This is a genomic window from Kordia sp. E (assembly GCF_056033805.1).
Genome location: NZ_JBRASR010000004.1, coordinates 142,862 through 157,442, shown reverse-complemented (window position 1 = coordinate 157,442; position 14,581 = coordinate 142,862). Strand labels below are relative to the sequence as shown.

Annotated in this window: 9 protein-coding genes; 6 read left to right on the top strand and 3 right to left on the bottom strand. The window is 32.2% G+C overall.

Annotated features, from left to right (window positions below; all coding sequences use genetic code 11):
• Positions 1-29: 29 nt before the first annotated feature.
• The 4 genes from ACUUYC_RS20170 (at position 30) to ACUUYC_RS20155 (ending at position 8,669) form a co-directional block, all read left to right on the top strand.
• On the top strand, positions 30-3,089 hold the full coding sequence (locus ACUUYC_RS20170) for a DUF7619 domain-containing protein (protein ID WP_474268773.1): 3,060 nt from the start codon (positions 30-32) through the stop codon (positions 3,087-3,089).
• Between the two features lie 175 nt (positions 3,090-3,264).
• On the top strand, positions 3,265-5,217 hold the full coding sequence (locus ACUUYC_RS20165) for a tetratricopeptide repeat-containing sensor histidine kinase (RefSeq protein ID WP_474268771.1): 1,953 nt from the start codon (positions 3,265-3,267) through the stop codon (positions 5,215-5,217).
• Between the two features lies 1 nt (position 5,218).
• A complete protein-coding gene (locus tag ACUUYC_RS20160) occupies positions 5,219-5,980 on the top strand; it encodes a LytR/AlgR family response regulator transcription factor (RefSeq protein ID WP_474268769.1) in 762 nt (253 codons plus the stop codon).
• A 91-nt stretch (positions 5,981-6,071) separates the two neighbouring features.
• Entirely contained in the window at positions 6,072-8,669 is a 2,598-nt protein-coding gene (locus ACUUYC_RS20155) for a T9SS type A sorting domain-containing protein (RefSeq protein WP_474268767.1), read from the top strand.
• A 188-nt stretch (positions 8,670-8,857) separates the two neighbouring features.
• Here ACUUYC_RS20155 and ACUUYC_RS20150 read toward each other — a convergent pair whose 3' ends face one another.
• From ACUUYC_RS20150 to ACUUYC_RS20140, 3 genes are all read right to left on the bottom strand, one after another.
• On the bottom strand, positions 8,858-9,526 hold the full coding sequence (locus tag ACUUYC_RS20150; protein ID WP_474268766.1) for a DNA alkylation repair protein: 669 nt from the start codon (positions 9,524-9,526) through the stop codon (positions 8,858-8,860).
• A 104-nt stretch (positions 9,527-9,630) separates the two neighbouring features.
• The gene (gene ggt / locus ACUUYC_RS20145; RefSeq protein ID WP_474268765.1) at positions 9,631-11,337 is read right to left on the bottom strand and encodes a gamma-glutamyltransferase; all 1,707 of its coding nucleotides are present in this window, start codon (positions 11,335-11,337) and stop codon (positions 9,631-9,633) included.
• Positions 11,338-11,348: 11 nt separating this feature from the next.
• Positions 11,349-11,933 carry an acyl carrier protein phosphodiesterase gene (locus ACUUYC_RS20140; RefSeq protein WP_474268763.1) on the bottom strand — a complete coding sequence of 195 codons (585 nt, stop codon included), beginning with the start codon at positions 11,931-11,933 and terminating at the stop codon, positions 11,349-11,351.
• A 58-nt stretch (positions 11,934-11,991) separates the two neighbouring features.
• On the opposite strand from ACUUYC_RS20140, the gene ACUUYC_RS20135 reads away from it, so the two are divergent.
• Positions 11,992-13,053, top strand: a complete 1,062-nt coding sequence (locus tag ACUUYC_RS20135; RefSeq protein ID WP_474268761.1) for an acyltransferase family protein — start codon at positions 11,992-11,994, stop codon at positions 13,051-13,053.
• 7 nt (positions 13,054-13,060) lie between these two features.
• A complete protein-coding gene (gene glmM, locus ACUUYC_RS20130; RefSeq protein WP_474268760.1) occupies positions 13,061-14,449 on the top strand; it encodes a phosphoglucosamine mutase in 1,389 nt (462 codons plus the stop codon).
• Positions 14,450-14,581: the final 132 nt, after the last annotated feature.

Below are 14,581 nucleotides of genomic sequence, written 5' to 3'. Positions count from 1 at the left end.
CCTACCAATACAGAAATAACATTAAAACCATGAAAATAAAAGTACTAGGAATTTTCCTATTATTTGTTTTATCGCTAAGTCATGCGAACAAACGAACCAATCTTTCTTTAAAGAAAACTACAACAAATACTGGTTATATGCCAGTAGTTACCATTAGTGACGTAACGGTTACCGAAGATTACGGATCTGCTGATATTTCTATTGAATTAGATGTGGTGGATACAGTTAATACTGTAATCAATATTTCAACAGCTGATAATACAGCAACGGATCCAGATGATTTTACAACTACAGTCATTACCGTAACAATTCCAGCAGGACAATTAGGTATAGGTTTTTCCATTCCAATTACAGATGACAATATAGGAGAACCTACAGAAACCTTTTTTGTAAATGGAACTGTGACTAGTGGAAATACAGCTAACACAAATCCATCAGGAACAGTAACCATTGGACAAAATGATACTCCATCATTTACAGTTTCAGATGTAACTATACAAGAATTAGAAGGAATGGCGTCAATACAAGTTTCATTATCTAATCCTAGTAGTGAAGATATGAATTTTGAAGTAATGACTGTAAATGGTACTGCTGTAAGCCCAGTAGATTATACAGCTGTTGACGATTCTAATATTATATTAGCTGCTGGACTTACAGGACTTTCTTATTCAATTTCGATCGTGTCAGATACTACTGTTGAACTTACAGAGGAATTTAGTGTAAATGTAACTGAAACTAGCGGAAACACCTCTAATTATTTTGATGCTGGAACTATTACCATTATTGATGATGATATTTCTACAATGTCCGTAGGTGATGTAACAATCTCTGAAGATGCTGGTGTTGCTAGTGTTCCTATATCTATAGATAATACAAACCCTGTAGAAACAACTATACAGATCACGACTGTAGATAATACTGCAACTGATCCAGAAGATTATGCAGCTACAACAGTTACTGTTACAATTCCACCTTTTCAGAGTTCAGTAAATGTTTCGATACCTATTATTGATGATAATTTATCTGAGCCAACAGAAGATTTTACCGTAAGTGCTATGGTCACAAGTGGAAACGTTTCAAATACTAACGATTCAGGAACTATTACAATTACAGATGATGATCAAATTACACTAATTATTAACGATATTTCTGTATCAGAAGATGCCGGAAGCATTATTGTTCCTATTACTATTGATGGTTTAACTATTTTTGATGTAGCAATTAATATCACAACTGCAGATAATACAGCTATAACTCCAAATGATTATACTTCTATAACGACTTCAGTTACTATTCCTGGTCTTCAAAATTCGGTAAATGTTGTCATTCCAATTACTGATGATGATGTTTTTGAAGTTCCAGAAACGTTTACAATACAAGGTGTGGTAACTTCGGGAAATACAGTAAATATTAGTGATACTGCAAGTGTAACTATTATTGATGACGGAAGTTGTGGTGGCGCTTCAGTTGGCACTCCATGTGATGATGGAAATCCTGCAACACTATCCGATTTTATAGATGAAAACTGTAATTGTGTTGGTGAAGCTATTGAAGATGTTGATGGTGACGGAATTTCTAACGGGCAAGAAGTTTTAGAAGGAACAGATTATAACGATCCTTGCGATCCTGTACAAAGTATTGGTTATACCGGATATGACGCTGATAATTCAGTTTGGCAAGCAGCCAATTGTGATAATGATGATATAAACAATGCCTTGGAAGTCATATTAGGTTCAGATCCTTATGATACTAACTTTAATACGATAGAAGGAAATATGTCTTATGATGTAAACGGTAATGGATGTAATGGAACTGATGATTTGGTATTACCATATACAAGTATCAATATCAGTGAAGGATCAACGACAACAACCGTATTTACAAATAACGTAGGTGATTATTCATACATTACAACAACAGGAAATTACACGATAACACCAAACTTGGAGAATCCAACATTTTTCAATGTAACTCCTGCAGATGCTTCTGTTAACTTCCCAAGTACAAATAATACAGTATTCAATCAAGATTTTTGCATTACAAATAGTGGTTCAAACCCTGATGTAGAAATCACAATAGCACCAATAGATTTTGCACGTCCAGGATTTGATGCAGTGTATTGGATAACGTATAAAAACAAAGGAAATGAAGCGGTTTCTGGTGATATCAATTTTACATATGATGACACAATTACAAGCTTTGTAAGTAGTACTGAAATGCCAAGTTCACAAACATCAGGAAATATCAATTGGACATATACTAATTTAGTTCCTTATGAAAGTAGAGACTTTTATGTAGTACTTAATGTAAATGCGCCAACGGCAACTCCACCAGTAAACATAGGAGATCAATTGGTGTTTTCGGCAACGATAAATCCTATTGCAGGAGATATTTTACCTGACGACAATCAATTTACATTTACACAAACCGTTGTAGGTTCATACGATCCGAATGACATTACATGTGTGGAAGGTAATTTTGTTGATCCAAATGAAATTGGAGAATACCTGCATTATATTATCAATTTTGAAAACACAGGAAATTTCTTTGCAGAAAATATTGTTGTTGAAATGAACATTGATCCAAATCAATTTGATATCAATACATTGCAATTGTTGAGTAGTTCACATAATGCAGACGTACGTGTGACTGGAAACATGGTTCGTTTCGTTTTTCAAAATATATTTTTAGACGCTGGCGGACACGGAAATTTATTATTAAAACTGAGAACAAACGCTGGACTTGTAGAAGATGATGTTGTAAGTAATGAAGCAAATATATTTTTCGATTACAATGCGCCTATTATGACAAATACAGCTAGTACAGCTTTTACATTAAGTACTTCAGAATATTATGTAGATACGTCATTGGTTCTATATCCAAATCCTACAAAAGATAACATATACATCACTGCAAATAATAGTATTAAAAGCATTGAAATATATGATATTCATGGACGTATGATAGGAAACGAAAAGCACAATGCTAAAGAAGTAAACTTAGACATCTCTAATCGTATGCAAGGTATTTACTTTATTAAAATACGTACTGAAAAAGGAGTTAATACAGAGAAAATTATAAAAATGTAATAGCTTACATTTATAAACTTATCTAAAGAAGATCAACCATTGTGTTGGTCTTTTTTAGTTTTTAGCGGGTTATTTAATATAAACTTTTCAAATTCTAAGTCAAACCCCTCAAATTCTAATTTGCGAAGCATTTACTTAATGTAAATAGTATATTTGAATATCAAATCAACTTATTTTGAAAATAAAGATATTTATAGCACTCATTTTATGCACCTTGACACAGGTAGTTTCCCAAAATAAAGTTACCGATAGCTTAGTACAGGTAATTACTAATGCAAAAGATGAAAAAGAAAAACTCACTTTATTAAATGAAGTGTCCAATGCTTTTAAAACAACAAATGGACAGGAAGTTATCCGCTATGCTAATAAAGCACTCTTATTGGCAAAAAAACTTCAAATAAAAAGCGAAGAAGGGAAAGCGTATGTTAACTTAGGTAATGGAAATATTATTTTAGGAAACTATGATAAATCGGTTACTTATTTTACCAATGCAAAAAACATATTTGAACTTGAACTTACTAAAAATGAGTCAATAGCTCTTAAGAAAAGTTTAGCAAGAGCTTACGGAAGTATAGGTGTTGTTTCTTCAGAACAAAGTAATTATTCAAGAGCTTTTGAATATTATATAAAATCAATTGTTATTTATGAAGAACTGAAAGATATCAATATGCTTTCAAGACTATATAACAATGTGGGCGTTGCGTATCAATCGCAAAAGGATTATACAAAAGCATTAGAATATTTTTCAAAGGCAAAAAGTACGCAAGAAAAATTAAAAGATCCTAATATTGGTATTACACTCACTAATATTGGGAATTGTTACCGAAGACTACAAAATTCTACTAAAGCATTTGAAGCCTATCAACAAGCAGAAAAACATGTACAAACAAATCCTAGAGCGCTAGGAGAGTGGCATAATAGTGTTGGACTTTATTATCAAGAAAATAACAAAAACGATGAAGCGCTAAATCATTGGAATAAAGCTATTACAGCGTTCAATACGATTAATGATAAGTTTGGAATTGCTGATACATACATTTTTAAGGGTGAATTATTTTTAAATCAAAAACAATATCAAAAAGCAATTCAAAACGCAAGCAATGCACTAATACTAAGCACAGAAACCAATGTGTTGGAACAAATGCGTAATGCAGAAAGTATATTAAGTAAAGCGTTTGAAGCAAAACGTAATTTCCCAAAAGCATTGGAGCATCACAAACTATTTTGGAAGCTAAATGATTCTTTAGCGAATGTAGAAAACATTCGGAAAGGTGTGCAAGCTGAAATGAATTTTGAATATGAGAAAAAAGAAAACTCAGCAAGATTAGTGCGCGAACATGAAGAATTAATCAAAACCAAAGAAGCAAAACAACGCACAACGAAATATCTTCTAATAGGCTTTAGTTTATTGTTATTAATTGGTTTAGGGTTTTTATATTACAAACGTATGGAGTTAAAAAAACGCTTGACTTTAGAAAAAGAACTAACCGAATACGAGCAGAAAGCATTGCATTTACAAATGAATCCGCATTTTATCTTTAACTGTTTGGGTGCTATTTCTGGATTTATCATTAACAATGGAACTGATCACGCGATAAAATATTTGGCAAAGTTTTCTAAGTTAATGCGCTTAACACTCGAATATTCTAAAGAATCTCTAATACCTATTGAAAAAGAAATAGAAAGTTTACAAAACTATCTCGAACTCGAAAAATTAAGATTTGACAATACATTCAATTACACAATTACCAAAAGCGACACTATAGAAGATGACATGGGAATTCCGCCATTATTGATACAACCTTTGGTAGAAAATGCAATCATGCATGGAATTATTGTCAAAAAACAATCAGGAAACATTACAGTAAACTTTCAAACAAAAGAAGATACCATTATTTGTGAAGTTATTGATGACGGAATTGGAATAGAAAAATCAATACAGTCAAAAGAAAACTCAGTACAAGTGCACAAATCAATGGCATTAAGTATTATCAAAAAACGATTAAAAATGATTACCAAAGTCGCTAATAAAAAGGCTGGAATGGAAAGTAATCAACTAAATGATAATCAAGGAAATAGTTTAGGAACCAAAGTGGTAATTACCTTACCAATTCAATACATAGATTAAGATGATAACAGCAGTAATAGTAGATGACGATATCAATTTGCGCAATGGAATGAAAGGTTTGCTAAAACTTTATGCTCCAGAAATTACCATCATTGGTGAAGCAGATAATGTGGAAAATGGTGTCGCAGAAATTTTAAATAAAAATCCACAAGTTGTTTTTCTTGACATTCAACTTACTGACGGAACTGGTTTCGATATTTTGGAACATATTACCAAAATAAAAGGAAAGGTAAATGCAAATATTGTATTTATCACAGCGCATGAAAAATATGCTATCAAAGCATTTCGATTCTCTGCATTGGACTTCTTACTAAAACCTGTAGATCCAGACGAATTACAACAAGTCATCACTAAAATTAAAAACAACTTAGAAAGTAAACCCAACTTTTCAAATATCGATTTATTACTCGAAAACATCAGTAAAAAAGTAGATACATTCAAACGAATTGCTTTATCAACTTCTAATGGAATTCATTTATATGAAATAGGAAATATTATTCGTTGCGAAAGTCAAGACAATTATACGAAGTTCCATATCAAAAATCAAAGTCCAGTTTTAATCTCAAAAACACTCAAAGAATATGATGAGCTATTGAGTGAACATGGCTTTGAGCGAATTCATCAAAGTCATTTGATAAACATAACATACTTAAAGGCTTACATAAAAAGTGATGGCGGTTATGTGCTCATGGAAGATGGATCAAACTTACCAATTTCACAACGTAAAAAAGATCGATTAAAAGAAATATTAAACACCATTTAATCGAATTCTAAGTCAAACATGCTAAATACTAATTAGCCTAAAAAATATACAAACTGTTGCAGTACATTTATACTAATAAACCGAATTAATCATGAAACATATACTATTCCTCTTTTCCTTTTTTATCTGTTCACTAGCAAGTGCACAAATTGTAAACATTCCTGATGTTAATTTTAAGAATGCATTGATACAAGATGATGTAGATTTTAATGGTGATGGCGAAATCCAAGTTTCAGAAGCTCAAGGAGAAATAACTTTAAATATTTCTTTTGAAAGTATAACTGATTTAACAGGAATTGAAGCTTTTATTAATTTGAGGGAACTCAGAGTATTTAATAATCAACTTAGTAGTGTAGATGTAAGTAACCTGTCAAATTTAGAAGTATTGGGTTTAACCAATAACATGTTAACAAGTATTGATGTTTCCGCAAATTTGAATTTAGAAAAGTTATATGTATCTCATAATCAGTTAACAACTATTAATGTTGACTCAAATACTGCTTTGACTGATCTAACCATTGATGACAATCAAATATCAACTGTTAATTTAAGTAACAATACAGTATTAAACCTTTTATATGTAAGTAGAACTCAGATTACAAGCTTAGATTTGAGTAATAATATCAACCTACAGACGCTTAAATTTGATGATGGATTAATTACGAGTTTAGATTTGAGTAATAATACTTCATTAACCAATATATCAGGTTATCAAGGTATGTTATCTTCTATCAATTTGTCAAATATTTCCCAATTAGAATCAATAAATCTCCCTAACAACCAGTTAACTTCCATAGATATAAGTGGACTTCCAAATCTTAATTATTTAAATGTAGAATCTAATAATATTACCACGATTGATGCTAGTAATAATCCAAATTTAGAAACCATATTTGCTGAATCAAACCAACTAATAAATGTTAACCTAAATGGAGCTGTAAGTTTGACAAATATAGGACTATTTAATAATCAATTAACAACAATAGACGTAACAACAAATACAGCATTGTTAGGCATATCAATTGGAGATAACCAATTAACCGATATTGATTTATCCAATAATCTAAATTTGAGTGATTTACATGTTTTTGGGAATTTATTCACTCAAATAGATGTGAGTTTTATTTCTACATTACAAATATTTAATTTTAGTAACAACCCAAATCTAGTATTTATCAATATGAAGAACGGGGAAAATACTTTCTATTCTGCTGAAGATAATTTTCTTAACTTACCTAGTTTAGAAGCTGTATGTATTGATCAAGTTAATTCTAATTTTGCGAATCTACTAGATAATGAAGTGACTAATTCGGTTGTTATAACTGAATACTGTTCTTTTACGCCTGGAGGCGATTATAATACGATTACAGGAAATATAACATATGATGGTGATAATAATGGTTGTGATACTAATGATGCTGATTTTCCTTTTGTGAGAATTAATATAGATGATGGAACTGATACAGGAGCAGCATATACAAATACCGATGGCGAGTATACGTTTTATACAGAAGATGGAAACTTTACAATTACACCATCGTTAGAAAATCCTTCATTTTTTAATATAACGCCAATAGATGCAACGATCAATTTTCCAGACAACAACAATAACATTCAAATTGAGGACTTTTGCATTACTGCAAATGGTATTCATAATGATGTGGAAATCGTAATTGCGCCAATCTTTCCAGCACGACCAGGATTTGATGCGCAATATTTATTAACCTATAAAAACAAAGGAAACCAAACACTATCGGGAAACTTAAGTTTTCAATATGACGATACAGTTCTTGACTTTTTAACAAGTACGCAAACGACAACATCACAAACGGTTGGACAGTTAACGTGGGATTACAACAATTTAATGCCTTTTGAGAGTAGAAGTATCTATGTTACACTTAGCGTGAATGCACCTACGGATACGCCAGCCGTAAACATAGATGATCAACTCAACTTTACAGCAACTGTAAATCCTGTTGCTGGCGATGATTTACCTAATGATAATGTGTTTAATTTTAATCAAACTGTGGTTGGAGCGTTTGATCCTAATAATATTATATGTATTGAAGGTGATGTAGTTGATCCAAGTGAAATAGGAAGTTTTTTACATTATGTTGTTAATTTTGAAAATACAGGAAATTTTCCAGCTGAAAATATAGTCATTGAAATAGAAATTGATCCAAATCAATATGATATAAATGCTCTATATCTATTAAGTAGTTCACACAATGCTCAAGTTTCAATTGCTGATAATATTGTGAAAATAATCTTCCAATCGATATATTTAGCGTCTGGTGGACATGGAAATATTTTACTGAAAATACCAACACAATTAAGTCTTCAACCACAAGACTTTGTAACAAAAAACGCTGACATATTCTTTGATTACAATTTCCCAATCGAAACCAACAATGCGCAAACTACATTTGCTACCTTAAGTAATCCAGAGTTTGGAGGAGATAGAAGCATTACAATGTATCCAAATCCAACAAAAGATAACATATACATAACTGCTGATAATCCTATTAAAAATATTGAACTTTATGATATACAAGGACGAATTGTGAAGCAAGAAAAATACAACTCAAAACAAGTGAATGTTAATATAGCGAACCAAGCTCCAGGAATTTATTTTATCAAAATAAGTACTGAAAAAGGTATCAATACTGAGAAAGTTATAAAAATGTAAAACTCTTATTGGTTAGTTAGTAAAGTTGAAACCTGAAAAGGCTAGCAGTAATGTTAGCCTTTTTTAGTTTTGAAATTTTAATAGTAAGAATCAGGTATTTAACTTTCGATCATTCAATTTCAAAACGTCAGTTCGAGTGCTAAATCTATGATTTAGTGTATCGAGAATAGTTTTAAATGGTAATTCACTTAAATCAACCTCCGAATAGCTTCACGTTCACTCAATTCCTTCAATTTTGTGCTTTTTACAAAATCTAATACAGCTTCAGGCTGAACTTTTCCATATTCGCGCAACGCCCAACCAATTGCTTTTTGAATAAAAAACTCCTCAGATTCTTTGTGTAACCTACACTGCTTGAATAATTCTGCTTCGTCAGTTTCGCCTTTATAACTCAGTTGATATATAATTGCAGAGCGATTCAACCACATATTCTCACTTTCAGAATAATAATCGAGCATTTTTCGTTTCTGTTCAGGAAACTGTAACAAATACTTTCCAAAAACATGTTTTGCTAAAAAATCTACAGAATCCCACCAAGAATGTGTGGTAATCATACGTGTTATAAAGCGTCCATCTTTTAACTCATACTTTTTGTTAGAAAACTTCTGATACAATTCCATTGCTGTATAATGATATTCACGCTGAGGTAAATTATACAACTTTGTCACAACTGCTCGAATATTTTCTTGTAAAAATGATTTATAATCGGGTAGAAGTTCTTTGGTCAATTGCTTCCGAATTGGTGCTTTAATCCCATGATAAAGAAACAAATTTCGCATATAAGCTTCCATTTGTTTTTGGTTGTCCAAATTGGCGTTTGCCTTAAAAGCTTCTTGTAATTTAATTACGAATTCCATAACGAAAACAGTATTGAGATATTAGTAGTTAGTATTGAGAACTAAAATAATTTTACATTTAAAAATTCCAAAACCCAAGACCTAAAAGCAAAGTGACCCAAGACCTAAAAACCAACTGCTTTATCATCACCACGTGGATCTGCGCCACCTTCTAACTTTCCATCTGGTAAAACCAAAATCCCTTCTACTTTACCAATAACAGGACTGTTTGTAGCATCAATTGTATAGCCAAGTTTGGTCAATTCAGCTTTAAGTTCATCACTAAAACCTTTCGGTTCCATCTTTACAGTATCAGGCAACCATTGATGGTGAAAGCGTGGCTGATTTATGGCTTCTTGCATGCCCATGTCATATTCATGCACATTTAAAATAGTTTGTAAAACAGAAGTGATAATTGTAGATCCACCAGGTGTTCCAACAACCATATACAGTTTTCCATCTTTTTCTACAATAGTTGGCGTCATGGAGCTTAACATGCGTTTTTCGGGTGCAATATTATTTGCTTTTGCGCCAATCAATCCGAACATATTTGGAACGCCAGGTTTTGCACTAAAATCGTCCATTTCATTATTCAAAAAGAAACCTAATTCTTCACAAAATAACTTTGAACCAAACGCACCATTAATAGTTGTAGTTACTGAAACTGCATTCCCAAACTGATCAATAATAGAGTAGTGCGTCGTTTCGTCACTTTCTACAATCTCAATATTTCCATGTGAAACTTCCGAAGAAGGTGTTGCTTTCTCAAAGGAAAATGATTGCATACGTTCGTTTATATATTTTTCACTTACTAATGTTTCTATGGGAATTGTCACAAAATCCGGGTCACCCAAAAAGTGACTTCTATCTGCATACGCACGTCGTTCTGCTTCTGTAAGTAATTGAATAGACTTTGTAGTATTGTGTCCAAATTTGTCCAAGTCATATGGTTCAACAGCTTTCATAATCTCTGCTAAGCAAACGCCACCGCTTGATGGTGGTGACATTGAAATGACGCGTAAATCATCGTATGTAAATGTAATTGGCGTTCTCCATTTAACTTCATATTTTGCCAAATCTTCCATTGTCATGATTCCACCAGATTTCTGCATAAAATCTACTAAAACCTGCGCTGATTCACCTTTGTAAAATTCATCACGCCCATTTTGTTTAATACGTTCTAATGTTTTTGCTAATTGAATTCGTTTAATAGTATCAGTTGCTTTCCAAGCTTTCGCTAGAAAGAAATTAGAATCGTTTACTTTTAGAAAATGCTCACGATAGTTTTCCAAGCGTTCCTGTTGTTTTTTAGTTACAACAACACCTTTTTTCGCCAAAGCAATTACAGGTGTAATGATATCTTCCATTGGTAACTTTCCAAATTTTTCATGTGCGGCATAAATTCCAGCAATATTTCCAGGTATTCCGACAGCCATTGCGCCAAGCGTACTTTTATTTGGAATAACTTCGTCCGTTTCAGGATCTAAATACATATCTTTTGTAGCTGCTAACGGTGCTTTTTCACGAAAATCTAACGAACCAATACTTCCATCTTCTAAACGGTACACCATAAATCCGCCACCGCCTAAACTTCCTGCATACGGATAGGCAACTGCTAAGGCTAATTCCATTCCAGCCATAGCGTCAAAAGCGTTTCCACCTTTTTTAAGAATCAAATTTCCAATTTTAGAAACTTCTTCACGAGCCGAAACTATCATTGCATTTTCAGAGACAACGCCAACTATTTTTTCTGCTTTAGGTTTTTGAGTTTGTTCTTTTTTACAAGAAAATAGCAATAGACTAATGATTCCAAAAAGAAATATGTTTTTCATGCAGGTATTTTTTATAATTCGATTAGTTTTTGTTTTGAAAATTTGATCAATTCATCAAAGAAAGAAGTGAACTCTGCTTCAAATTCATCATAAAATTCTTGAAGTTCTACAACAGCTAAATTCATTCGAGAACGATTTTGTGTTCTTCTATTCATTCCTTCTAAAACCTTTGTAATTCCTTCAATAGAAGCATAACTCAATAACCAGTTGTCATGAATCATGTGTGGTAACAAGCGTTGTACATTCAGCGGAAGCGTATCAAAATTATCTTCTAACAAGTGATAAAAGTCATCCACATAGACCTCAAGTGGAACATCTGAGTACTTTTTCCAGTTTTTTGCTAAAAAATGATCATACAATATATCTACAATAACGCCGCTATAATGACTATAGTTTTCGTGTAAGCGTTTCGTGCTTTGGCGAACTGTTGGATGCGCATCTGTAAACGTATCAATGTGTCTATGCAGTAGAATACCACGTTGAATTTGCGTTGGATAATTTTTGTATTTTTTCCCGCGAATGCTGTCTGCTATAAAATTTCCAATTTTTATATCGTCGTCGTCGTGAGAAAGGTAAATATGTGCTAAGAAGTTCATTTGTTAAATTTAATAAGAATATCTTTCTAAGAATATTATATTTGTAAAAAAAATATACTTGACACTTCCAAATTTAAATCCATTGCGCTTTATATTGGCGCTTCTTGTGATGCTTGTCCATATTCCTGAGTTTTTTAGAAACCGAGATTTGCCTTACTTTAATGATGGAATTATTTTTCATAGAGGAATAGAAGCAGTCTATGTTTTCTTCGTGTTAAGTGGTTTTTTAATTATTCGCTTACTATATAAAGAGGTTCATAATAAAGGAAAAATTGACATCAAGAAATTTTATATGCGGCGTATATTGCGAATATATCCGTTGTACTTTGTAATTCTTATTGCAGGTTTTTTGTATTATAATGTAGTGTTGAATCTAGTAGGAATACCATATGAGAATGATTATAACTTAGTAAATGCATTGCTATTATTTACATTTTTCTTACCCAATGTAGGAACAGAGTTGTATCATCCAGGCGGAGCTGTTGAAATATTATGGTCTATTGGAATTGAAGAACAATTTTATTTAATAATTCCACCAATGTTATTGTTTTTGCGAAAGCAATTCTTTGTGAAATTCTTTATTATTTTTACGCTCATCTACTTTGCTCTTTTTGCGAGTAATATTTTTCCATTTTTGCAACGTTTTGACTTTCTATACTTTTATTTTTCTGCAGGTGGTTTGTTAGCGGTACTTCATGAAAGATATAACCTAGGAAACAACATACATAAATATATTAAGATTGCTATTTTAGTATTTGTTGTATTGTATTTTTGTACAGATATCATCAAAGGAATTAACTCAAATTTATACCACTTTATAAGTATGGTATTATTTAGTTTTGTAATATTGACCCTAAGTTACAGTCCTGTAATAAATATACGTAGTACTCCACTAAATTATTTAGGGAAAATATCATACGGTATATATATGTATCATCCCTTAGTGATGCAGTTAATAGGACTGGTATTACTTAAATTAGTAGCCAAAATTGACATGCCAAACATTGTAATTGTTGTACTTTCGTATGCACTTGTGTTTGGTGTAACTTTTATAGTATCACATTTTTCATATGTGTACTTTGAAAAACCATTTTTAAAACTAAAAAATAAATTTAGATAAAATAATTATGACTTTAATCAAATCAATCTCAGGGATTCGTGGAACTATCGGAGGAAATGTTGGTGACAATTTAACACCAATTGATGCAGTAAAATTTGCAAGTGCTTACGGAACTTGGTTGAAAAAAGAATATAACAAATCAAAGCTTACAGTTGTTATAGGTAGAGATGCCCGAATTTCTGGAGCAATGATTCAAAGTTTAGTAGTAAATACATTAGTTGGTTTAGGAATTGATGTAATCGATTTAGATTTATCAACAACGCCAACTGTAGAAGTTGCTGTTCCATTGGAAAACGCTGATGGAGGAATCATTCTAACAGCAAGTCACAATCCAAAACAATGGAACGCATTAAAATTACTAAACCATAAAGGAGAGTTCCTGAATGGAGCTGACGGAGCGCAAATTTTAGAAATTGCAGAAAGTGACGATTTCGACTTTGCTGATGTTGATGACTTAGGAACTGTAACACGAAACGATACGTACATTACAAAACATATTGAAGAAGTATTAAATCTTCCATTGGTTGATGCAGAAGCAATAAAACAAGCGAACTTTAAAGTAGTAGTTGATGGTGTAAATTCTACAGGAGGAATTGCAATTCCACAACTATTACGCGCTTTAAATGTTGATGTTGTTGAACTGTATTGTGAACCAAACGGACAATTTCCACACAATCCTGAACCATTAAAAGAACACTTAACGGACATTTCAGAATTGGTTGTGAAAGAAAAAGCAGATGTTGGAGTTGTCGTTGATCCAGATGTAGATCGTTTGGCTTTTATATGTGATGATGGTGAAATGTTTGGAGAAGAATACACACTAGTAGCTTGCGCAGATTACGTTCTAGGAAAAGTAAAAGGAAATACGGTTTCTAACTTATCATCTTCAAGAGCGTTGCGTGATGTAACTGAAAAACATGGTGGAACCTACAATGCAAGTGCAGTAGGAGAAGTGAATGTTGTTATAAAGATGAAAGACACAAACGCTGTAATTGGTGGTGAAGGAAATGGTGGAATCATTTATCCTGATTCACATTACGGACGTGATTCACTTGTTGGAGTTGCTTTATTCTTAACGCATTTGGCAGAAAAGAAAATGACCGTTCGTGAATTACGTGATAGCTATCCAAGTTACTTTATGAGTAAAAATAAAATTCAATTAACGCCAGCATTAGATGTTGATGGAATTTTAAAAGCAATGGCAGAAAAATACAAAAATGAAAATGTTTCTACGATTGATGGTGTAAAAATTGACTTCCCAGAAAACTGGGTTCATTTACGTAAATCAAATACAGAACCAATTATCAGAATATACACAGAAGCACAGTCACAGCAAGAAGCTGACGATTTAGCACAACGCGTTATTAATGAAATAAAAGCGATTGCAAATCTGTAAATACTGTTAAAAATATACCAAGAAAGCTGTCCAATTGGATGGCTTTTTTTATTTTTACAAAACCTCAAAACTACTTTCGGAAAACTTATTAAAATGTGATTTGTGTATTTATGTAACAAAATAGACAAATAC